Source organism: Luteolibacter ambystomatis, assembly GCF_018137965.1.
Lineage (GTDB): Bacteria > Verrucomicrobiota > Verrucomicrobiia > Verrucomicrobiales > Akkermansiaceae > Luteolibacter > Luteolibacter ambystomatis.
This window is the reverse complement of sequence record NZ_CP073100.1, coordinates 3,334,473-3,357,035: the sequence shown is the minus strand read 5'-3', so window position 1 is coordinate 3,357,035 and position 22,563 is coordinate 3,334,473. Positions and strand designations below refer to the sequence as shown.

Annotated in this window: 14 protein-coding genes; 5 read left to right on the top strand and 9 right to left on the bottom strand. The window is 62.0% G+C overall.

Annotation, left to right across the window (positions count from 1 at the left end; all coding sequences use genetic code 11):
- Positions 1-59 precede the first annotated feature (59 nt).
- Positions 60-4,481: a polysaccharide lyase family 8 super-sandwich domain-containing protein gene (locus KBB96_RS12730; RefSeq protein WP_211629824.1), complete on the top strand. Its 4,422-nt coding sequence runs from the start codon at positions 60-62 to the stop codon at positions 4,479-4,481.
- Here the strand turns inward: KBB96_RS12730 and KBB96_RS12725 are convergent, their stop codons facing one another.
- Positions 4,482-5,051 carry a pseudouridine synthase gene (locus KBB96_RS12725; protein ID WP_211629823.1) on the bottom strand — a complete coding sequence of 190 codons (570 nt, stop codon included), beginning with the start codon at positions 5,049-5,051 and terminating at the stop codon, positions 4,482-4,484.
- A gap of 248 nt (positions 5,052-5,299) precedes the next feature.
- On the opposite strand from KBB96_RS12725, the gene KBB96_RS12720 reads away from it, so the two are divergent.
- Complete coding sequence (locus KBB96_RS12720; RefSeq protein ID WP_211629822.1) at positions 5,300-6,358, top strand: helix-turn-helix domain-containing protein; 1,059 nt, start codon at positions 5,300-5,302, stop codon at positions 6,356-6,358.
- A 52-nt stretch (positions 6,359-6,410) separates the two neighbouring features.
- Here KBB96_RS12720 and KBB96_RS12715 read toward each other — a convergent pair whose 3' ends face one another.
- The 7 genes from KBB96_RS12715 to KBB96_RS12685 form a co-directional block, all read right to left on the bottom strand.
- On the bottom strand, positions 6,411-6,965 hold the full coding sequence (locus KBB96_RS12715) for a hypothetical protein (protein WP_211629821.1): 555 nt from the start codon (positions 6,963-6,965) through the stop codon (positions 6,411-6,413).
- Positions 6,966-7,037: 72 nt separating this feature from the next.
- The gene (locus KBB96_RS12710; RefSeq protein ID WP_211629820.1) at positions 7,038-8,504 is read right to left on the bottom strand and encodes a DUF7133 domain-containing protein; all 1,467 of its coding nucleotides are present in this window, start codon (positions 8,502-8,504) and stop codon (positions 7,038-7,040) included.
- A complete protein-coding gene (locus KBB96_RS12705; RefSeq protein WP_211629819.1) occupies positions 8,501-9,547 on the bottom strand; it encodes a c-type cytochrome in 1,047 nt (348 codons plus the stop codon). Before KBB96_RS12705 ends, KBB96_RS12710 begins: the two co-directional genes overlap by 4 nt.
- A 192-nt stretch (positions 9,548-9,739) precedes the next feature.
- Positions 9,740-12,259, bottom strand: coding sequence for a glycoside hydrolase family 20 protein (locus tag KBB96_RS12700; RefSeq protein WP_211629818.1), 2,520 nt, complete (start codon positions 12,257-12,259; stop codon positions 9,740-9,742).
- Positions 12,260-12,344: 85 nt separating this feature from the next.
- Positions 12,345-13,073 carry an NYN domain-containing protein gene (locus KBB96_RS12695; RefSeq protein WP_211629817.1) on the bottom strand — a complete coding sequence of 243 codons (729 nt, stop codon included), beginning with the start codon at positions 13,071-13,073 and terminating at the stop codon, positions 12,345-12,347.
- A 77-nt stretch (positions 13,074-13,150) separates the two neighbouring features.
- A complete protein-coding gene (gene metH / locus KBB96_RS12690; RefSeq protein WP_211629816.1) occupies positions 13,151-17,077 on the bottom strand; it encodes a methionine synthase in 3,927 nt (1,308 codons plus the stop codon).
- Positions 17,078-17,207: 130 nt separating this feature from the next.
- Entirely contained in the window at positions 17,208-18,050 is an 843-nt protein-coding gene (locus tag KBB96_RS12685; RefSeq protein ID WP_211629815.1) for an all3515 family Zur-repressed PEP-CTERM protein, read from the bottom strand.
- A 150-nt stretch (positions 18,051-18,200) separates the two neighbouring features.
- Between KBB96_RS12685 and KBB96_RS12680 the strand changes: the two genes are divergently transcribed.
- The 3 genes from KBB96_RS12680 to KBB96_RS12670 all read left to right on the top strand — a co-directional run bounded on the left by KBB96_RS12680 (position 18,201) and on the right by KBB96_RS12670 (position 21,753).
- Positions 18,201-19,547: a DUF2868 domain-containing protein gene (locus KBB96_RS12680; RefSeq protein ID WP_211629814.1), complete on the top strand. Its 1,347-nt coding sequence runs from the start codon at positions 18,201-18,203 to the stop codon at positions 19,545-19,547.
- Entirely contained in the window at positions 19,544-20,974 is a 1,431-nt protein-coding gene (locus KBB96_RS12675) for a GTPase/DUF3482 domain-containing protein (protein ID WP_211629813.1), read from the top strand. The genes KBB96_RS12680 and KBB96_RS12675 overlap by 4 nt, the downstream gene beginning before the upstream one ends.
- A gap of 335 nt (positions 20,975-21,309) precedes the next feature.
- Positions 21,310-21,753: an NlpC/P60 family protein gene (locus KBB96_RS12670; RefSeq protein ID WP_211629812.1), complete on the top strand. Its 444-nt coding sequence runs from the start codon at positions 21,310-21,312 to the stop codon at positions 21,751-21,753.
- 137 nt (positions 21,754-21,890) lie between these two features.
- Here KBB96_RS12670 and KBB96_RS12665 read toward each other — a convergent pair whose 3' ends face one another.
- Positions 21,891-22,523, bottom strand: coding sequence for a YiiX/YebB-like N1pC/P60 family cysteine hydrolase (locus KBB96_RS12665; RefSeq protein ID WP_211629811.1), 633 nt, complete (start codon positions 22,521-22,523; stop codon positions 21,891-21,893).
- Positions 22,524-22,563 lie beyond the last annotated feature (40 nt).

Sequence of the window (22,563 nt, the reverse complement as noted above, 5' to 3'; positions counted from 1 at the left end):
TCACCTTCCATAATCCACCAACCCTGAATCCAAGCCACAAGCCCCCCCGTTTGTTCGGCTTGAGCTTCCGGCGTCTGCTGGAGGCAGGGGGTGTTTGCGCCCGGATGCTGGCGCTCGTCCTGTTGCTGGCGGCCAAGGCAGCCGCCGCCACAGACATGGAGACGGTCGAAGCGCGCTTGCGTACGCAGATCCTCAGTTCGACACCGTCCGTGACGACGGTGCAGGGCTACCAGTCTTCGCTCCTCTCCACCGGGCTCTGGTCGGACATCAACTACTCGGACCATGGGCAGACGGTATGGGCTCCGCAGACGCATCTCACCCGCCTGCTGGCGATGGCGCAGGCGTATAATAAAAGCGGCAACACGCTGTATCAGGATGCATCGCTGAAAGCCTCGATCCTGCAGGCTTACGATGCGTGGTTCGCCATCAATCCCTATCCCACCAGCACCAACTGGTGGTTCGCCGCGATCGGCAGTGCCCAGGCCATCGGCAATACGCTCGTCTTGATGAAAGGGGATCTCACCACCGCGCAGATCAATACGGGTGCGGCAAAGATCGCGGGCAATCCGGCTTCCTATGGCGGTCTCAACCGCGTCGATATTGCCGTGTCGAAGGTCTGCCGCGGCATCGCCCAGAATGACGCGGTGCTGGTGAGCGGTTCCTTCGCCTACATCGGAAGCGTGATCACCGTCACCACCGGTGAGGGTATCCAGCCGGACGGTTCCTTCCAGCAGCATGGCGCGCAACTCTACAACCAGGGCTATGGCTCCGGCTATTTCTCCGAGGTGCTCACGTATTCGGTGCTGGCTGCCGGCACGGCGTATCAGGTGACCGCGGCCCAGCAGAAGATTCTGGTCGATGCGATCCTGGATGGCAGCCAGCAGATGGTCCGTGGCGAAACCTTCGACTACACCGCATCCGGACGCGGTCTGTCCCGCATGAACCAATCGACCAATGGCAATGGCCTCATCAGTCCCGCGACCAACGCGCTGGCGCTCGGCGACTATCGTGCGGACGAACTCCAGGCGTTGATCACACGGCAGACTTCATCGCGGACGAACCACACCGCGGACCCAGCGCTCGCTTTGGTTGGCCATCGGCATTTCTGGCGATCCGATTTTTCCACCCACCAACGCCCCGATTTTTACACCTCCGTCAAAATATCCTCCACCCGTACCTTCCAACCGGAGAGCGGGAACAACGAAGGGCTGAAGAACCTTTATCTTGGCGATGGCGTCACCCTGATCATGCGGACGGGGAATGAATACGACGACATCATGCCGGCTTGGGATTGGCGGCGTCTTCCCGGCACCACCGTCGAGCAGGACACACGTTCGCTGAAGCCGTCCGCCGACTGGGGCGTGTTTGGCACCAGCACCTATGCGGGGGGCGTTTCCGACGGGCTCTATGGTGCGACGGCCTTCAACTACAGCCGCTATCGCGTCGCCGCGAAAAAAAGCTGGTTCGATTTCGATCATGAGTTCGTGGCGCTCGGCGCGGCGGTGAACGCCTCCACCGCGACCTCGGCGGTGTATACGACCCTCAACCAGTGCCTGCTCAACGGCACGGTCACCTACAAGACCTCGTCTGGAACGCAGACGCTCACCTCCGGCACGGTCACGCCTTCGGGGTTGAAATGGGTCCATCACGATGGAACCGGATATGTGTTCGATACTCCCGTCAACAACGCCACCATCCAGGCGGTTTCGCAGAGCGGAAGCTGGGCCTCGATCAACAGCGGCTCAGGTTACTCGACCTCGAACGTTTCCAAGAATGTCTTCTCGCTGCATGTCAGCCAGTCCGCAGGGAGCACGGGCGGCTCCTACAATTACATCGTTGTTCCCGGTGTCACCGCGGCGGCCATGGACGCCTATGTGGCTGCGATTCCAGTGCGGACCGTGCGGAACGATGCCACGGTCCAGGCGGTGGACAACGATTCCGCAGGCATCACGCAGGCGGCTTTCTACGGTGCGGATAGTATCACGATCGCGCCGGGGAGGACGCTGTCAGCGAATGGCAAGGCGGTCGTGCAGGTGTACCGCCAGCCGAACAATCTCCAGATCACCAGCGCCAACCCGGAGGCCCTGGCGATGACCCTCCAGGTCTCCACCACCGGGCTCGATTTGTCAGGAGGAGCCCAGCCGGATTGGTTCGACTCTCTCGGCACGGCGACCTCCACGGTGAATCATCCCGGCGGCACATCGCTTGGCGGGACGTCCATCGGGCTCACTCTGGCGAATGATGGCGCTGCATCTCCGACCATCACCCTCGCCAATACCATCGGATCTTCATCGGTGGCCTACAGCGTGCCTGGCAGTGCTGCCGATCTGACGCTCGCCGGAAACACCACGTTCCAACCTGATACCAATACCACATTGGAGCTGGGCAATGCGATCCAAGGTGCTTTCTCGCTTGCGAAGGCGGGTGGGGGCACGGTGAATCTCTCCGGCTCCAACAGCTACACCGGTGCCACCATCGTGAATGCCGGAGTGGTGAATCTCACCGGCGATCATTCCGCCGCCACCGGTGGATGGAGCATCGGCAACAGTGCGAACTCCACGACCGCCACGGCTTCGTTCCAGGCCGGTTCGAAGATTGATACCGCTACGGGGAAGAGCATCGTGGTCAACCAGGCCGGATCGAGTCCCGGAGCTGCGACCTTGAATGTGGCCGGGACGGTCACGAATGCCGGAGCACTGTCGCTGGTCCGGGCCGCGACTGCCAATTTCAATTCCGGTGCTTCGTGGACCCAGGGTGGCTCCATGGACATCGGTCCTTCCTCCGGCACCAGCTATGGCACCAGCGTGACCGTCAACAGCGGCGCGACGTTCAGTTACAATGGCACGTCCGCCATCAGTCTGCATCCGTCCTCCGCTGCGGCAGGCACGACCAGCCTGAACTTGGCCGGCGGCACATTCACCACGGCGCGGGGTTTCAGCAATCCCGTGGCATCCAGCAGCGGTGCGGCGAATCTGGTGATCCAGGGCGGAGGCACTCTCAAACTGTCCGCGGATGTGCCCACGCTCGCCACCACCGCGGGCAGCGCGCTCAATTTCCAGATCGGCACCGGCGGCGGCACGATTCATACGAACGGTTTCAATGCCACGCTGGAGACCGTGGTTTCCGGCACCGGTGCGCTGACGAAAAACGGCGCTGGCACGCTCACGTTGACCGGGACCAATACCTACAGCGGCGGTACCGTGATCCCCTCGAACGGAGGCATGCTGGTGATCACGCGGCCCGCGGCTCTCGGCACCGGCGCGATTACGCTCTCGAAGAGTTCCACCGTGACCGGATCGCTGGCGCTCCAATTCACCGGGACGAACACGCTCGCCAACACGTTCTCCGGTTTCAATTCGACCACCTTCAATGGCGATGCCACCCAGCCCTGCATCGAGAACCTCTCCGGCATCACCACGATCACCAGTGCGCTGACCGTGACTGGCATGGGCGGCAATGGTCTCTATGTGAAATCCAGCGGTGGCTTCCTCACGCTTGCGGGTACCATCAGCCACACCGTGGCCTCGGTCCGATCCTTTGGTCTCGGTGGAGCGGGCGATGGCGTGGTGACCGGGAATATCCTCGATGGCAGCGGTGGCTTCCCGCTGGTGAAGGATGGAACAGGCACCTGGACGCTGGCGGGCACGAACAGCTACTCCGGCAGCACCACCATCAATGGAGGCACGCTCCGTATCGGAAACGGCGGCGCCACCGGCACGCTCGGCGTGTCCGGCGCCACCAACAACGCGACGCTCGAGGTGTGCCGCTCGAACGCTTATACGATTTCGAATGCCATCTCCGGCACAGGCTCGTTTGTCCAATCCGGTAGCGGAACCACCACGCTCACCGGAGCGAACAGCTACTCGGGAGACACGCGCGTCACGGGTGGCTCGCTCGTCATTTCCTCCGCCATGCTGGCGGATGCGGGAGCGGTGGAGATTTCCTCGGCCGCCACGCTCAAGCTCGGCTTCGCCGGCAGCGATACCGTTCAAAGCCTGAGCTTCGATGGCGAGCTTCAGCTCGCGGGCACGTGGGGCTCGATCGGTTCTGGCGCGGAGCATGAAACGGTCCGCATCACCGGTACCGGGCTGCTGCTGGTGGTGAGTGGGGAAGATCCCTTCGTGGTGTGGATGGATGGTTTCCCGTCCCTTGCGGCTCAGGACAAGGCTGCAACCGCGGATCCGGATCACGACGGCTTCAACAATCTCGTCGAGTTCGCATTGCATCTCGATCCCTCCACGCCGAACGCGCTGTCTGCTCCAACTGTGACCGGGAACTCGCTGAAGTGGCGTTACACGCTCAATCCGGGCGCGGGTGGAATCACGGTGGTGCCCGAGTGGTCGACGGATCTGATCACCTGGCACTCGGAAGGAATCACCACGATGGAAGTCGGCGATGACGGTGGCACGCTCACGATGGAAGCGAGCGTACCGAGGGTGGCGGACGAGAAGAAATTCCTGCGCCTCCGGGTGACGAGATGATCACCGTTTCCAGATCAGATCGCGATCGGCAGACGCCAGTTCATGCCAGGTGCCCGGTTCCATTTCTCCGAGCCGGAGCTTGCCTATGGCCACCCGCACCAGTCGCAGTGTGGGAAATCCGACAGCAGCGGTCATACGCCGCACCTGGCGGTTTTTTCCCTCCGTGAGCGTCAGTTCCAGCCAGGAGGTTGGCACCGATTTGCGGAAGCGCACCGGTGGATCGCGCGGCGGCAGATCGGGAGAGGATTCCAGCAGCCGGGCATCACACGCACGGGTGCGGTGCCCTTTGAGATCGATGCCGCCCTTGCGCAAGGTTTGCAGGGCCTCGCGGGTCGGGATTCCTTCCACTTCGGCGAGGTAGGTGCGGGGATGGCCGGCCTCGGGATCGAGGAGCTTGCTGTTCATGCCCGCTTCATCGCTCAGCAGCAGGAGACCCTCCGAATCCATGTCGAGGCGTCCCAGCGGATACACCCGCTGCGGGAATCCAAAATCCGCCAAAGTCCGCTGGCCGGGTTGGTCCAGTGTGAATTGGGTCAGCACTCCGTAAGGCTTGAAAAAGGCGAGCAGCATATGCGCATCCGTGCTAGTCTTCCATCGCACCCGCGGCAAGGCGGCCCGCGAAAAACGATGGCCCGTTGGCGAACCAACGGGCCATCTCCCCCAAAGAAAACATCACCGCCAGCAACTGGCGCCACTTGCGGTGACGTGACGAAACTGCCACCAAACGGACGTTTTAGCCATTCGTGTTCCTACTTGCGTATTTCTTCGTAGAGCAAGGTTTGACAGATGGTCCATCCAGCGGCATAGAACTTTGCAAAATGCTTGGTGAATCTTTCTTTGAGGCCGGCCACGAGCTGGTGAAGGCATCCAGCTACGGTCAGGTCTCGGATTTGCTCTTCGGCCGCATCCGTAAGCTGATTGGCGCCGCCGAGGTGGTGCTTTTCGATTTCGCGACCGACCTTTCGGTGGTCCGCGTGGTGGGTGAGGGGCCGGTGGCGGAGACACTCCGGCAGGATCTCGAAGGAGTCCGTGGATGGATATCCGAGCATGACCGCCGGTTCCCGGATGATTCCTCGGTGCTCTGCACGGCGCTCACCGGCGGCGAGCTCCGCGAGGCACCGGATGTGGCCGAATGGCTGAAGCAGATCGGCTGCTCCGACATCATCGGCGCCCGCCTCATCCGCGGCCGGTTCCGCTCCGGCAGCATGGCCGTCATCAAGAAGGACAGCATTTTCGATACCGACGAACGCGAACGTCTTCAGGCCGCCGTGCTCGTCGCGCGCAGCGTGCTTTCCCGCCTGCTGGATGCGAACTACGAGCGCAGCGTGCTGGACCGTCTCATGCACTCCCGCAAGGAGACGACGAATGCCGTCTTCATGCTCAGGGGTGACGTGGTCATTCCCTATAATCCCGGGGCGGTTTCCTACGCCGATTCCTGCTGGGAAAAGGATGAGGTGGAGCATGCGCTTGCCCCGGAAATGATCGAGGCGCTCAACAAGGCGATCACGGCTTCGTGGTCCAGTCCGGTGGATGCCCAATGGGCGGAACTGGATCTGGATCTCGGTGGCGGCTTGGTCCGCATTGGTGCCCTTGCCCGGCCGGAGGGGAATATCATCATCTACTTTGCTCCGCCGCCACGCCAGATCTCCGGAGGAGGTACTGTGCCGATGCTGACCCGCCGCCAGTGCGACATCATGGACTGGATTGCCGAGGGCAAGACCAGCGCCGAGGTGGCCATCATTCTTGAGATCAGCCCGCGCACGGTGGAGAAGCATCTGGAAGCCGTGTTCCAGCGTTTCGGCGTGGAGAACCGTGTGGCTGCGGTCCGCAGCTATCTGGAGGCGAAGGGGGGCTTGATTCCCGGCCAGGGAGCGTGAGCTCATTGCAGGCGGCCGCTTTTCCTTTGCGGTCGCCTCCATGAGGCGTTGCTCACCTGATCAGCGATCCGACGATGAACAGTCCGGCCAGAGCCAGGACCACGACACCGAAGATGACAAGCATCACGATCATCACCTTCGAGGTCTTCATTTTCACGTGAGGCGTGGCGGCGACGATCCGTTTGTAGTCCGCCGAGAAAATGAGGTCGCTGGGCTTGCTCCAGTAGGCGCCGAGAATCAGCGCGTTGATCAAGGTGCCGATGGGGAAACCGAGCAATCCCAGGCATGACAGGACGGTGCCCACGATCCGTGCCCATGGCATCAGCTTGTACAAGCCCACGCCATTCACCAGGCTCAACAAGGCGAGAGGAAGAATCACCGCGGTACCCGCCATCACCGGATTGTCAGGGCCTTGCCCCGGCCCGCGCGAAAGCGCGCTCAAAATCCCGACGATGAGGAAAACTCCTCCGATGATCTGCAATCCGCCCAAGGACTTGAGGGTGGACTCCCGCTTGATGCACTGGCGGCGGAGTTGTTCGTCGGAGGAAAGACCGGCATCCGCTGGAGCCGGTGCGGCGGTGGGTGGGAGATAAGGGTTCGGTTCCATGAACGGCCGCAGACTGTCCGTGTCCATCGGGCAAGGCGAGCCCTTTGGACACGGACTGTCATCATCAGCAGATCAGGGAAGCTGGTTCGCGGTGTAGTAGAACAGGCGGTTCTGAAGCTGCGAATGATCGGCCGATTCCGCCTTCGGCAGATCGAGCTGATAGATCCGCGCCGCGGAGAAATCCGCCACCTTCACTTCCAGCGAGTTTTTGCCAGTACGGGTGATGCTGGAGATCTCGTGGCTCTTCTTATCATCCTCGTCGCTGCCGTAGGTCCACTTCGGCTGATAAGTGAAGGAGGAGACCTTCCATTTGTCTTTCAGCAGATCGTCGGGGATGTCCTTGGTGAACTCCAGTTTGAAGCCGGTCTTGGTGACATGGATCATGTTCACGTCGAACGGCGTGCCGCCCAGCCAGGTGATGCGCTGGAGACCTTCCGCCGGGGTTCCCCAGCCGCGGACGGTCGCACCCACGTAGAGCTGCTTGCCATCCGCGGTGAAGCGCAGGCGGTGGTTGCCGGAGCGGAGGCCGTGGTCCTTGATGAAGTGCGTCACGCTGCCCTGGAACCTGCCGTTCACCTTCTCCAGCATCACGCGGGAGATACGGGTGCTGTTGTTGTCCGGGACCAGCAGTTGCCCGGCGAAGGGACCGAAGCCACCGGCGCGCGGCAGTTCCATCGGCTCGCCCGCGGAACGGTTGATCGTCTTGTTCGGCAGTTCCACGGTGGCCTTGGTGCGCGCCTTGTTGTAGGCGCCCAGATCGTCGCGATAGGTCTGGAGGGGGTCCTTGCCAGCCCATGCCGGGTCCCAGTTCAAACTACTAGGGTGGCCGTAGAAATTGCCCTTTTCGACGAGGTAGAGCGGGGTCACTGCCTTCCAGTCGCCCTGGTTGTCGCCGCACCAGACATTGCCATCCGGATCGCGGTAGATGCCATTGGCCATGCGGAAGCCGCTGGCAAAAGGCGTGATCACGCCCTTGTCATCGCAGTGCATCACCCAGCCGCGCCATTTCACGGAGGAGAAATTGCGCCCGCGGTGACCGGCGGCGGAGAAGTCGTTCAGCACGTGGGTGAACACCGGGCCCGCATGCGAGGCGGTGCCCAGCGAGAAGTAGTAGCCGCCTTTGCCATCGCGGGTGAGGCTGTTGGTCTCGTGGTAGTTTCCGCTGAGGCCCCATCCGGAGGAGAAGCGCATGTAGGAATCGGCCTTGCCATCGCCATCGGTGTCCTCGGCCTCGGTCATGTCCGACATCTGGATGACGCGGACTTTCACCGGTGAGACCACGTCCAGTCCGCAGCCGTTCTGGAAACCGGTGGCGAAGAGTTCCCACTTGAAGCCATTGGGATCGGACGAGGGCTTGGCCCTGATGATGTCACCGCGGCGCAGGGCCACGAACAGCGTGCCATCGGAAGCGAAATCGATCGCGCCCACTTCGGGCGGCACGCCGTCCGGCAGCTTGATGGTTTCCACCTTGTAGCAATCGTCGAAGTCGACACCGAACGCGATGCCGGCGAACAGGGGTGCGAGCAGCAGCGGTTTCATTCGGGCTTGGGAAGGGATTGGATGTAGAGGACCATGGACTTCAGCTCGACGTCCGACAGGGCGGCGAACGGCGGCATGTAGTTCGGTGGATAGCCTTTGACGATTTTCGCGTTCGGATTGCGGAGGGACTCCAGCAGGTACTCCGTGTCGGCCTTCGCCGTGCCTCCGCCTTCGAGTTCCACGGTGCTGTTGGCGAGACCGGCCAGTGTCGGGCCATGTCCGCCCGCGCCGTCGATCGAGTGGCAGGTGGCGCAGCCGAAGTTGCCGAAAAGGGCGCTGCCCGTCTTCGCGCTGGGTTTCGAAAGGTCCAGCTTCACCTGATAGCCGGTGAATTCACCCACCGCCTTTCCTTGGTAATCGAACTCGATCTTGCCGTCACCGGAGGCGGTGAACCCGCCCTCCTTGTAAACCAGCTTGGCGGCAGGATCGCTGCTCCACTCGTAGTGGCAGGACAGCGGCTGTTTGCCCGGGGTGATCTTCACGCGCAGGAGAGTCTTGCCGGATTTCACCGTGAAGCGCGGCACGCCTTTCTCCAGCTTGTAGCCGATGTATTGCAGCGGGCCATCCGCATCCGCGGGCTTGCCGTTGATGCTGATCGGGTGCTTGCCGGAAGCCTTCTGGAACAGCGTGCCGACCAAGCGCGGCACGTAGTCGAACGAGACGCGGGAGCCGCGTGCCTGATCACCCCAATACGGCGTGAAATCGAGGAAGCCACCCTGCCAAGCATAGAGCGGGCGGCATTCCACCGTGTCGAACACGTAGGAGAGATCCTTTCCGAAGTTCACGGCCAATGCCGCGGGGACGCCGGGGATGGGGGATTCGTATCCGGGGAGGTCCACACCTTTTTCCGGGCTGTATTTCCGCACCGCTTCCCCCACGTGGTGGTGGGAGAAAACCGCCGGATCGAGGCTCGGGTCCGGCAGATAGGTGCTGATGAGGAGCGGCGCGTCCGCGGTCCCGAGCGGCCGGTTCTCATAGGTGAGAAACGGATCCGCCTGGGCCGCCAAGGCGGTGAGGGCGAGAAGAGGTAATGGCAATTTCATGCAATAACAGGGCAAGGGCTAAGACGACGTAGGCTCCATGCTTCTTTCAGTCTGGCGGTTTGGATCGAGGACGAAAGGATGAAGGCATCGTCCTCCCGGGCTGCCGCCAGAATCAGCGCAGCCGTTATCCGAGCCCTGAATGCCCCCGTGTGTAAAGAACGCAGGACTACTCCATTTGAGTAGGGGGAGTCTTTATTTCAGCAGGGGCAACCGCACGATGCACCAACCGGCGTGGGCACCTGTGGCGCGGAGCCGGATTGCGGTGACCGCCTTGCCATCGAGGGCGGCCTTGGCGCTGCCATAGGAGAAATCCGCCACCTTCTTGAAGGACTTCCCGTCGGCGGAGACTTCGAGGACCGCGTTCTGGATCTGGTCCTTGGTGCCGGAGGCTTCCCCGGTGGGCAGTTCCACCTGGCGGAGTGGCAGCGGATTCTTGAAGGTGAAGGTCACCGTGTCTCCATCCTTCAGCGGGCGATCCGACCAGAAAAACGCGCCGGGGGTCCAGGTGGGGAGTGAGGCCGTGGTGTGATCCTGATAGCCATTGGCGGTGGCAGTCACTGTCATCTCGGGTTCCAGGCCTTCCGCGCGATCCAGCGAAATGCCACCGCGTGAATCGTTGCCGCCATCGCCCTTGATCTCCGCACGCAGTGTGTACTTCGATCCGCTGCGATGACCGGTGACGGGCAGGCGATAGCTGTTGTTCACGGCCTTGCCGCCACTCTCGCCGTCATGAGCATCGGTGGCGATGACCTTGCCGTCGCGGAGCAGCTCGACCTTGCGGATCATGAGCTTCTTTCCGCCGCTGTTGAATTGGAACACAGCGCGATGAATGCCATCCGCGGTGACAACGGAGGTCGCGTCGAAGTCGACCGGCTTCCAGTCCGCGGTGATGTTCTCCGGCGACCACTTCGCGAAGCCTTCGCGCTCCGCGCCATTCTTCGCCGGGCTGGTGCGGCCGTGGAAGACGGTGATGTAACGCAGCTTGTTCGGATCAGTGATCGGGATCACCGATTCATAGCGCGGTGAAGTGGCGGTTGGTTTGCTGCCATCGGTGGTGTAGTGCATTTCCGCGCCGGGGAAGGGCGGCACCAGCTTCGCGACACCCTGTTTCCACAATGCGGTCGGCGGCGGAACGCGGAAGGCGATGCCCTGGTAATGCAAGCGCTCCAGATCGTTGCCGAAACGCTTGGTGAAATCATCCCAGTTGCGCTTCTCCTGCGGGGTCCACGCAACTTCCGCGAGGGCGTTGAGGCGCGGGAAGATGCGGTAGTCCGCGGCTTCTCCATCGGTGACGAACTCGGTCCACAGTGCGCTGTGAGCGCCTTGGATGAGAGCCTGCTGGTCGGGAGTGAGATTGCCGCCGGCGGTTGGATCGAATGAGTAGGTTTTCGAAGTCTCGACGTTGCCCGCCCACCAATGCGTCTTTGGTTCGTCGGGGCCACCGTAGCCCATGTCGAAGTAGCAGTAGGGGCCCGGGGCCATGATCACCGGATGGCCTTTCTTCGCGGCCTCGAATCCCGGGCCGGTGCCGGTCCAGGCCATCACGGTGGTATCCGGACGCAGGTTGCCGCCGCCGAGGATTTCATTCCAGCCGACCATGCGGCGCTGGTGCTTGCTGATGATGCCTTCAAGTCTGCGCGTGAAGTAGTTCTGAACCGCGCTCAGGTTCTTGAGATTCTCGCGCTCCATCAGCTCCTTGATCCTCGGATCCTTCGACCAGGCGTTGTGGTTCACTTCGTCACCGCCGACATGGATGAACTGGAAGGGGAACAGCGTGGCGACCTCGCGGATGATGTCATCCACCATCTTGTAGTTCTCCTCGCGGGCGGGCGAGATCACGTTGGACTTCACGCCCTGCACGGAGACGCTGTCGTCCGCCGTACCGGGAAGCGTTTCCGGATAAGCGGTCACCACGGCCAGGCAGTGGCCGGGCATGTCCAGTTCCGGCATGATGTCGATGTGGCGTTCCGCCGCATAGGCCACGATCTCCTTGATCTGTTCCTGGGTGTAGAAGCCGCCGTAGCGTTTGTGGGTTTCGCCCTCGCGCGTGTTCGGCAGCGCGCATTCGGTGCCTCTCCAGGCACCGACCTCGGTAAGCTTCGGCCACGATTTGATCTCGATGCGCCAGCCATCATCATCGGAAAGGTGCCAATGGAAGACGTTCATCTTCCGTGCCGCCATGGCATCGAGCAGATGTTTCACATAGTCCATGCCGAAGAAGTGGCGGGACTCATCGAGCATGAAGCCGCGCCAACCGAAGCGCGGGCGGTCGTCGATCTTCACGCTGCCCATCGACCATTCGATGCCACCCACCTTTTGTGTGGAAAACGCGGCGGGTGGCAGCAACTGCCGCAGCGTCTGGATGCCGTGGTAGAGGCCCTCCGCCGTGGCGGCGGTGAGCTGGATCTGCTCCGGGGTGACGTTCAGCCGGTAGCCTTCGTCTCCGGCGGCGGCTCTCACCGATTCATCGATGCCGATCCGGATCCGCGCCTGTGCCGTGCCGACTGTGAGCGGCAGACCGGTGGAGGTCCGCAGACCGGCGGCGAACTTCTCTGCCTCCTTTGCGGCGACCGGCGAGTTGGTTTGGATGGCATCGTCCGCTTTCAAGACGAACTTGCCGCTGCCCGCCTGCACCGAGGCCGGAAGGGGAACCTGCGCTTGGGCGACCGCGGCCACGCCGCACAACAGAACCGGAGAAATGGAACGAAACATAGGAACAGTGAACGAAAGGAAATCCCCCAAACGTCACCATGCCATCGGATATTTCGCAAGAATCGCGGTTGGTTGGACAAACCGGTCAGGCCTTGGGTCTTCGTCTGACCTGAAGATGTTTTTCCGACGGGTTGAATTCGTAGAGGCCGGTTGCCTCGATGAGACTCCGGAGCTTGGGGTATCCGTAAGAGCGCGAATCAAAGGCGGGATGTTGTTTGTTGATCAGGCTGCCGACAGCTCCGAGATTCGCCCAATCGCTTTCTTCCGGGGTTCCGGCTTTGATCGCTTGATCGATGAGATTGATCAGTTTTGTGTTTTTCCGCAGATCCTTGGCGGTGGGTTTGTCCGGTTTGGTGTCTTTTTCTTCACCCGGCACTTCCAGCAGTTCGGTGTGGATGAATTTGTCACAGGCAGAGACGAACGGAGCGGGTGTCTTTTTCTCTCCGAATCCATAGACCGTCAGGCCTTGCTCGCGAATACGCGTTGCCAGCCGGGTGAAATCACTGTCGCTGGAGACGAGGCAGAAGCCTTGGAAGCGGTTCGTGTAGAGCAGATCCATCGCGTCGATGATCATGGCACTATCCGTCGCGTTTTTCCCGGTCGTGTATGCGAACTGTTGGATGGGCTGGATGGAGTGATGGAGCAGTTCTTTTTTCCATCCTCCCAGGCGGTCATGGGTCCAGTCGCCATAGATTCTTTTGACGCTGGCCGTGCCGTATTTGGCGGCCTCAGCCAGCAGCGCGGCGATGACCGTCGGCGAGGCGTTGTCCGCGTCGATCAGAATCGCGAGGGAGGAAGATGGGACGGATGGCATCCATCCATGCTAACAGGAAACACCGGCCAAGCTGTTATCAAAAGGGCATTAGATTGGAACCACTTTGCGTGGTCTTTTCAATATCCCATCCACGGCGACAGCCACTTCTCGACTTCTTCCACACTCATGTCCTTGCGCGCGGCATAGTCCTCGATCTGGTCCTTCTGCAACTCGGAGATCATGAAGTAATGGCTCTCCGGGTGCGAGAAGTAGAGGCCGCACACCGCCGCGCCGGGATGCATGGCACAGCTTTCCGTAAGCGTCACGCCGGTGATCTCCTCCGCGTTTAGCAGTTTGAACAACGGCGGCTTTTCGGTGTGGTCCGGTTGTGCGGGATAACCGGGAGCCGGACGGATGCCGCGGTAGTTTTCCTTGATGAGCTGCTCGTTGGTGAAATCGCCCGGCTTCTCATAGCCCCACGCCACGCGGGCGCGGTGGTGGAGTAGTTCTGCAAAGGCCTCGGCGAAGCGGTCGGCGATCGCCTTGGTCATGATCGATTGATAAGGATCGTGCGCCGCATCGAAGGTGGCCGCGAATTCCTCCGCACCGTGGATGCCGACGACGAAGGCGCCAGTGAAATCCTCGCGTGCGCCAACGGGTGCCACGTAATCGCTGAGCGCTTCGTTCGGCTTGCCGGTGTCCTTCTTGATCTGTTGGCGCAGGGAGTGGAAGCGCGTGCGTTCGGTGGTGCGGGTGGCGTCGTTCCAGATGATGATGTCATCGCCCTCCGCATTCGCCGGGAAGAAACCGAACTCGCCTCGAGCGACGAAACGCTGCTCGGTGATGATTCGCTCCAACAGTTCCAGCGCATCGGCATGGAGTTTGTGCGCTTGTTCCACCACCTCGGGGTTCGAGGATTGGAAACGCTTCTCATCGTACTTCCACACGCCGCGCAGTTCCCAGGAGTGGAAGAACGGCGTCCAGTCGATGTAGTTCACCAACTCGCGAAGCGAGAGCGGGATGATTTCATCAGCGGCAAAGCCTGCCTCGTAGTCGCCGGGCTGTTCACAGATGAACGGTGCGTCCGCGCGCGTTTCGAAACGACGCGTGCCCGTGAACGACGGCGTCGCGATGTCCACCGTCGTCCAGTCGGTCTGACGCGCATTGGCGCGGGCGTCGGCCAGGGACACGACCGGCTTCTTCGGCCCATCCGCATACTGCTTGCGCAGCTTCTCGTGCTTTGCGGAATTCTCGGCGACGAAGGGTTCGCGCTGGTCGGCGGAAAGCAGCGCGGTGGTCACCGGCACCGAGCGCGAGGCATCCAGCACGTGGACGACCGGCGCGCTGTAATGGTGGGCGATCTTGATTGCGGTGTGGGCCGCGCTGGTGGTCGCACCGCCGATCAGCAAAGGGATGCCGCGCTCGCCGAAGCCCCGCTTCTCCATTTCCTTCGCGACGTGGATCATCTCATCGAGCGATGGCGTGATCAGGCCGGAGAGCCCGATGACATCCGCGCCGATCTCCTCGGCTTTCGCCAGGATCTTGTCGCAGGAGACCATTACGCCCATGTCGGTGACTTCGTAGCCGTTGCAGGACAACACCACGCCGACGATGTTCTTGCCGATGTCATGGACGTCACCCTTCACGGTGGCGATCAGGAAACGACCGGCGGAACGTCCGCGTTCGGCGCGGTGGAGCGCCTCCTCGTCGGTGATGCCGGGATGTTCACTTTTGATGCGCTCGATGTCTCCAGCGAGCATCTCGACCTTCTCGGCCTCCATGAACGGATTGAGATAGGCGACGGACTTTTTCATCACGCGCGCGGACTTCACCACCTGCGGCAGGAACATCTTGCCCGCACCGAAGAGGTCGCCGACCACGCCCATGCCGTCCATCAGCGGACCTTCGATCACGCTCAGCGGCTTCTTGTATTGCGCCAGCGCTTCCGCGGTGTCCTCGTCGACGAACTTGTCGATGCCCTTGAGCAACGCGTGCTCCAGACGCTTCTCGACGGTGGTGTCACGCCACGCCAGATCCTCCTCGATTTTCTTCGCGCCGCCCTTGCCCTTGAACTGCTCGGCGAACTCCAGCATCCGCTCGGTCGCGTCCGGACGGCGGTTCAGCAGCAGGTCCTCGACATGTTCGAGCAGGTTCTTCGGGATCTCGTCATACACCTCCAGCATCCCCGCGTTGACGATGCCCATGTCCATTCCCGCCTTGCCGGCGTGGTAGAGGAAGGCGGAGTGCATCGCCTCGCGCACTGGATTGTTGCCACGGAAGGAGAACGAGATGTTGGAGACACCACCGGACACGCGCGCGCCCGGCAGGTTCTCCTTGATCCACCGCGTGGCGTTGATGAAGTCGACCGCGTAGTTGTTGTGTTCCTCCATCCCGGTGCCGACCGTGAGGATGTTCGGATCGAAAATGATGTCGTCGCCGGAGAAGCCCACCTCATCGACGAGGATGCGGTAGGCGCGTTCGCAGATGCGGATTTTCTCGTCGTAGGTCGCGGCCTGGCCCTGTTCATCGAAGGCCATCACCACCGCCGCCGCGCCGTATCTCAGAATCGTGCGGGCATTGTTCTTGAAGACCTCCTCGCCCTCCTTGAGCGAGATCGAATTGACCACGCCTTTGCCTTGCAGGCCTTTGAGACCTTGCTCGAGGATCTCCCACTTCGAGGAGTCCACCATGATCGGCACTTTGGCGATGTCCGGCTCGGCGGCGACGAGATTGAGGAAACGCTCCATCATTGCCTTGCCGTCGATGAGTCCGTCGTCAAAGCAGATGTCGATGATGTTCGCACCGTTCTCCACCTGCTGGCGGGCCACGGCCACGGCCTCTTCGAGGTTTCCGGCGCGGACCAGCTTCGCGAACTGAGGCGAGCCCGCCACGTTCGTGCGCTCGCCAATCATCAGGAAGCCGGTGCTCTCGTCCGCGGTAAATGGCTGCGAGCCGGACAGCCGCAACGCGGGCTTCGGCTCCGCCAATTCGCGCGGGGCATGGCGTTCGACGGCCTTGGCAATCGCGGCGACGTGTTCCGGCGTGTTGCCGCAGCAACCACCGGCCATGTTGAGCAGACCAGCCTCGGCGAATTCGTTCAACCAGCGGCCCATGTCGCCCGGCTCCAGATCGAAGCCCGTCGCGGCCAGCGGGTTCGGCAGACCGGCGTTCGGATAGCAGGAAATGGCGGCGCTCGATTTCGAGGAGAGCTCCTCCAGGAACGGCCGCATCAGGTCCGGGCCGAGCGAGCAGTTCAGGCCCACGGCCAGCGGCTTCACGTTTGCCACCGCGTTCCAAAGGGCTTCGCCGGTCTGGCCGGAAATCATCGTTTCTCCACCACGGCCGACTGCGGCGGAGACGATCAGCGGCAGATGGATGCCGTCCTTCTCAAAGATCTCCTGCGCCGCCACCAGCGCGGCCTTCGCATTGAGGGAGTCGAAGATCGTCTCCACCATCAGGATGTCCGCGCCACCCTCGATCAGCGCGCGGATCTGGTGGGTGTAGGCGGCTTTCACCTGATCGAAGGTGACCACACGGAATCCCGCGTCATCCGCATCCGGGGAAATGTTCAGTGAAACGGTGAGCGGCCCGATCGCTCCGGCAACGTAGCGCCTGCGACCGGTATCGGAGCCGATGTCGTCCGCCCATTTGCGGCAGAGCTTCACCGACTCAACGTTTATCTCCCACGCGAGGTCGTTGAGGAACGAGTTCTCCAAGATCTTCTGGAAGAACTCCGGGTCCTTCCGCCCGCCGTGCTCGCGCGGGTCCTCCACGAAGAACTCGCTCTGGGCGATCCCGGTGGCGGAGAAGGTGTTCGTCTCGCAGATGTCCGATCCCGCCTCGTAGAAACGGCGGTGGATGTCCGCGATGACGTCCGGGCGGGTGATCGAGAGGATGTCGCCGTTGTTCAGGAGATCCTTGTCGTTCTTCGCGAAGCGGTCGCCGCGGGCCTGCACTTCATTGAGTCCGTAGCCCCGGATCGTCGTTCCCATCGCACCGTCCAAAACCAGAATACGGTTCTGCATCGCGCGGCGGAGTTCGGCGGTCGGATCAATGATGGCCATGGGCGGGCCAATCTAGATACGAACCACCGGTGGGCAAGAGTCAAATCTTCGTATCCGGATGTGTTGATGCGTTTATTGGCCGGTGCTATACCCCGACAGGTTGCTTGCCTGTCGGGGCGGCTTTTTTGACTCAGTGGCGGCGACGGCGCATGATTCCGAGTGCCGCTGCTCCCGCGATCAGCAGGGTACCGGACGGTTCGGGAACGACGGTGAACCGGAATTCGAAATTGCCGGATTCCTGGAAAAGCCCGCTTTCGTCCGTCAACTTGAAGGTGGCGGTGTAGGTGCCCGGTGCCGCCGAGGCATCGACCCAGAAGGCCGGTGTGAAATCGATGTCATCCCCAAGGTGGAATTCATCACCAGCCGCATTCAGGCCAATATCGAGCGCGCTGATGTCGCCGATCCGCAGCCCTTCGCTCAGTCCGACCAGAGTGAGATGGATATCGGCTCCTGCAATCGGTGAATTCCAGCGGCCTGCGGAGCTGTTGAAGAGGAATTGCTCGGCGGTTCCGGGAGCCGAGGTACTGAGGTCGGCGGTGTCGCGGATGTTCAGTTGGCTGAAATGGAACCCGGGATTGGCGGCATCCGTGTAAGGATTGCTGACCAGCTTGTTCGCATAAAAACCGCTTCCTGCCGTCAACTGGAGAGGCGGATTGGCTCCTTCCGGGAGGTAGTTCGAGGAGGAGGTGATCACGGTCGGAGATCCGGCCGGCCCGCTCAGGGTATAGACGCCCTTCGAGTGATAGTGGCTGCTGGCGGGCGTGTTATAGTTGGGGTGGGCATAGAGGAAGGTGAGCCGTCCGTGATTGGGGTTCGCTTGGCCCTGATAGGTTCCGCTGGTGAAGTTCTGCAGGTTGTCTACGCCGACATAGTAGCTGGCGATGGCTGCGGAAGACCCGGCGGCGGTGAGGAGCAGGGAGGCTGCGGCGAGGCTCCGCAGAGGGAGGACGACTGAGGATGGAATGGCTTTCATGTGGATTGGACGCTGTTCTTCTATTTGCTCTAAATATGCAAATGCAAATAAATTGTACTATTGAGAGGCGTGGAGTGATCCTCAACGTTGCCACCGTATGGAAAATGGGCTCTGTTAGTGCGGATGGCGCGTGATCGTGGGAGGTGGAATTTGGCGGATCTGATCGATTTCGAGCAGGCCTTGGGTTCCGCGTCCTCAGGCCCTGGCGAGGAGGAGAAGAGCTCCCTACTCATGGAGGGAGCGGAGCGGCGGGTGGTGTGGCGGAGGTGGCTCGAAAGCTGGCGGGAGGCGGGATCTGGCGGACCGGGGCGGAAATTTCTCGGAGCGCTCCGTGGCGTCACCTTCTGCCTGGCGGTCGTGATGGCTCTGGTGGGTGGCTCGGCCGTCCTCGGCCTGTGGGAGCCGGAGCGCGGTGGGATCAATGTCGGGCTCTTCCTCGCGCTGGTGCTCGGCACGCAATGGCTGGTGCTGCTGGGCGCGCTGCTGGCGTGGCTCTTCCATCGGCGGGCAGGGGAAGCGTTTTCGCAGATCCAAGGCTGGGTCGGGGTGCTGGCCCGGCGTTTCTCCGGGGAGAAGGACCCGGAATGGTGGCACCGCCTGATGGAGGATGCGGCAGCCCGGAAGGCCGTGCTATGGCGGTTGGCTCGATCGGTGCAGACCGCCGGGGTGGCATTCAATCTCGGCGCGCTGGCGGCGCTGGCCGGGCTGATCCTGTTCCGGAACATCGGCTTTTTCTGGGAAACCACCACCGAGTCCACCATGCGAGCGGTGCTATGGCAGGTGACCCACATCCTTTCCGCCCCGTGGCAGTGGGTTGATCCGATCGCGGTGCCGGGCTCCCTGACCCTCGACGCTACCCGCTGGGAACCCGGTGAGGTCGGCAAGCTCGCTCCCGGTCCGCCGGAGTGGTGGCGCTTCCTGCTGTGGTCGCTGGTGGTGTGGGGCATGGGCCCACGCTGGATCCTACGCGCGGTTTGTCGCTGGCAGGAGGGCCGGGCATTGAAGGCGCTGTCCTTCCAATCGAAGCATCACCGCGCGGCGTGGCGCGAGTGGTTTGCGGCGGAACAGCGGGAGGAGATCCACAATCGTCCGGCCGATGGCGCGCTGGTGATCGACGTGGGCGGCGCTGGTTTTTCTCCTGACAAGCTTCGGCCGATTCTTTTGCAGAAGCTGCGGGTAAACCCCGTCGCGTGGGAACGCATCGGTGTGCTGGATGCCGCCAGCGAAGCCTCGGCCCGTGAGGCATTGTCGCGGGCGGATGCGGCCATCGTGTTGCTCGCGGAGGGTTGGGCGCTTTCGCCCCGGCAGATCGAGGGTCTGCTGGCGCGCGTGGGTGAAGTGAAGGAGAACCGGCGGGTGATCCTCTTCGTGGGCAATGCCGAGGCTGGAGCGATCCGTCCGCCATCGGCGGAAGAGCGCCGGACGTGGGAGAACTTTGCGGATGGCATGAGAGGCTCGGAAATCGAACTGATTTTTGTGGAAGGAGGTGCGGCGTGAGTGAGGCGATTCCATCCTTCGCCGTCGTCGGTCGCGTCAACGCGGGCAAGACTGCCACCTTGGCCACCTTGTTGGAAGTGGATGACAACGATGTGCTGCGCGTGAGCGCCACGCCCGGTGAGACCACGCGGGTGCAGGCACTCCCCGTGGTGTACCACGGCGAGGAACTGGTGCGGTTTCTCGATACGCCCGGCTTCCAGCAACCGGTGGAGGCGATGCGCGAGATCGAACGCATCGCGGGTGGCGGCACCCCCGGACCGCCGCATGTGCAGCGGTTTGTCGCGGAATGCGGCGCGCGCTTTCCCGATGAGGTGCGCTTGCTCGAGCCGGTAGTGGCCGGAGCGGGCGTGCTCTACGTGGTCGATCCCAGCAATCCGCTGCGTGATGCTTTCCTCGCGGAGATGGAAATCCTGCGCTGGACCGGGCGCCCGCGACTCGCGCTGCTCAATCCCCAGGGCGACATCCCGCCCGGCCAGGAAAGCGCGTGGCGCGAACGCCTCGGTGCGACCTTCAATCTCGTCCGTACCTTCGATGCTCATTCGGCCCGCTACGAGGAACGTCGTAAATTGCTCGAATCGTTGCTCCAGATCGACGAGCGCCACGGCGATGCGATCCGGCGCGTGCTCGGCAAGATGGAGGACGAGTGGCAGGAACGCCGCGAACTGTCAGCAGAGGCCATCGTGGATTTCCTTGAGAAATCCCTGCTGCTGCGCGTTCATGAGCCGCTCGATGAAAAGGACCAGGGCTTGCCCGCACGCCGTGAGCGCAAGCGGACGGAAATGTCCGAGCGCTATTTCAAGAAGCTCGCGGAGATCGAGAACGATTGCGTGAAGGAGCTGCTCAAGCTCTACCGGCATCATCTGCTGCGCATCGATGCCGATCCCGCTTCCCATCGGGGCCTTGATCTCGCCACCGAGGAAACGTGGCGGAAGTGGGGGCTCGGTCGCGGCCAGCTTGCGGCGGCGGGAGCGATCGCGGGCGGAGCGGCCGGAGCGGCTTTTGATCTCGGCGTGGGCGTCCACAGTCTCGGAGCAGGCACGGTGATTGGTGCGCTGGGTGGTGGTATCGCCGCGTTCTTCAAGGGAGGAAGCCTGCCGGAACTCAAGATGAAGTTCGGCGGCATCAAGCTCGCCGGTGGCGATGGCCGGAACCTTGTGGTTGGCCCGCCCGCGAGCCCGAACTTTCCGTGGGTGCTGCTGGACTCGATGTTGCTGCGGTATCAGAATATCATCGACCGCGCGCATGGACGCCGGGATGTGGAAGCAGTCGGTTCCGCCACCGGTGAAAGCCGTGTGCGGTTGCTGCCATCGGAGCAGCGTTCCGTGCTCCAGAAGTGGTTCGCGTCTTGTCTGAAAGGTTCGCCGGATCGTGGCCTGGAGCCGGAGGTGTTCGGCATTCTCAATGGGGTGTTGGCCCACGTTCCGTGAAGCCGGTGTGAAATCGCGGTGAAGCGGTTGATGAATATGGAAAGCCCGTCGGCGGGAGTGGAAAAGAGGAGATGCTTCCGAGGTTCATTCGCCTGCTTTTCATCGGTTCCGTTACCGTTTTGGCCGCTCTGGTCCTTTGGCCATATCACGATGCGGCGTTCAGGCTCGGAACGCTCTATGGGATCGCGGGCGTATGGGTGTCCCTGCTGTGTTGGAGCCGGGACTCGTTGTGGCGATGGCCGTTGCGCTTCGCTCCGCTGGTGGCAGCCATTCCTTTTTTCCTGCCATCACACCCAATGGATCGGAATGAGCTTCGGGACGACTACGTCGCCGCCATGAAACGTTACGAAGGCGTGCGCTATCTCTGGGGTGGAGAGGGCCGTTCGGGCATCGATTGCTCCGGTCTGCCACGGCGGGCGATGCGCGATGCGCTTTTCAATCAAGGCTGGCATCATGGGAATGGTGCGGCCTTCAGGATGTGGGCGGACCAATGGTGGCACGATGCGAGCGCGAAAGCGTTGGGCGAAGGCTATCGTGGATTGACCCGGTCACTCGGAGTCGAAGGCTCGGTCCGTGCCCTCGATTGCAACAGTCTCCAACCGGGCGATCTTGCGATCACACGGGATGGCCGGCATGTGATGATCTATTTCGGCGGGCGGGATTGGATACAGGCTGATCCCGGTGCGGGAGGCGTGGCGATTCTCAATCCAGCCTTGTCGGGCAATCCATGGTTCGACGCGCCGGTGGCGTGTCATCGATGGTCCTTGTTGACAATGTAGTCGGAAGCTCCGCTTTCGAATGGTATCCGCCAGCTCAGGTTGGCGGTGGAGTGTCAGGCGAAGCGGCGTCCGCCTCCGAAGAGGGAAAGCTGGAGCTTTCCCCTACATTCTGAAAGCATGGTTTCCAGCCACCATGCTTACGGCAGGGGATAGACTTGGGTCAGTTCCCTCGCTGCTGCAAGATCGCGCGGGGTGATCATCTCGCGATCCACCGGAATGGTCGTGGTTCCTTCGATCCGTTCGATCAGCTTGCGATACGGCTGCCAATCGAGCTCGCCGAGCTTCACCGTCTTGCCGAGTCCGTGGCCGGTGGCGGCCTTCCATCCGCGCCAGATCAACTCGGAGCAATAGATCGCATCATCGTCGAAGCGGTAGCGTGGATCGTAGGGTTTGCCGAGATCCTTGTTCATGGCGGCGAGCGCGGTGGGGATGAATTTCTTCTGATCCTCCGCCAGACGATAAGCCCACACCTTCTTCTTGCGGCCGCGGGCGATCCACTCGGCGAGCGGTGTGTGCTGCACCGGGCCGATGGCCTCTATCACCATCCACGCACCGCTCGTCTGGAAAACCATCCCGCAATGCGAATAGGGCGAGTGGGTCGATCCTTCGATGGCATCCACCAGATCCATGCCCCAGCCATTGGGCAGGGATTGGAAAACGATGTCTCCTTCCTGGGGTTCGTAAGCGGCTCCCGTTTTCTTGGCTGTGGAATCCGCCCATCCGGTCTGGATGCCGAGGCAGAGCAGGAGCATGGAGAGAAGTTTTCTCATGATCGCGAATCTGGAGGCACTCTGGCGTGACGTCAAACGG

What these genes read in the sequence shown, in the direction of transcription:
- KBB96_RS12725 (WP_211629823.1), bottom strand. Translation starts at nt 5,051, where the DNA reads ATGCTGCTCGCCTTTTTCAAGCCTTACGGAGTGCTGACCCAATTCACA.
- KBB96_RS12720 (WP_211629822.1), top strand. Translation starts at nt 5,300, where the DNA reads ATGCTTGGTGAATCTTTCTTTGAGGCCGGCCACGAGCTGGTGAAGGCA.
- KBB96_RS12715 (WP_211629821.1), bottom strand. Translation starts at nt 6,965, where the DNA reads ATGGAACCGAACCCTTATCTCCCACCCACCGCCGCACCGGCTCCAGCG.
- KBB96_RS12710 (WP_211629820.1), bottom strand. Translation starts at nt 8,504, where the DNA reads ATGAAACCGCTGCTGCTCGCACCCCTGTTCGCCGGCATCGCGTTCGGT.
- KBB96_RS12705 (WP_211629819.1), bottom strand. Translation starts at nt 9,547, where the DNA reads ATGAAATTGCCATTACCTCTTCTCGCCCTCACCGCCTTGGCGGCCCAG.
- KBB96_RS12700 (WP_211629818.1), bottom strand. Translation starts at nt 12,259, where the DNA reads ATGTTTCGTTCCATTTCTCCGGTTCTGTTGTGCGGCGTGGCCGCGGTC.
- KBB96_RS12695 (WP_211629817.1), bottom strand. Translation starts at nt 13,073, where the DNA reads ATGCCATCCGTCCCATCTTCCTCCCTCGCGATTCTGATCGACGCGGAC.
- metH (WP_211629816.1), bottom strand. Translation starts at nt 17,077, where the DNA reads ATGGCCATCATTGATCCGACCGCCGAACTCCGCCGCGCGATGCAGAAC.
- KBB96_RS12685 (WP_211629815.1), bottom strand. Translation starts at nt 18,050, where the DNA reads ATGAAAGCCATTCCATCCTCAGTCGTCCTCCCTCTGCGGAGCCTCGCC.
- KBB96_RS12670 (WP_211629812.1), top strand. Translation starts at nt 21,310, where the DNA reads ATGAAACGTTACGAAGGCGTGCGCTATCTCTGGGGTGGAGAGGGCCGT.
- KBB96_RS12665 (WP_211629811.1), bottom strand. Translation starts at nt 22,523, where the DNA reads ATGAGAAAACTTCTCTCCATGCTCCTGCTCTGCCTCGGCATCCAGACC.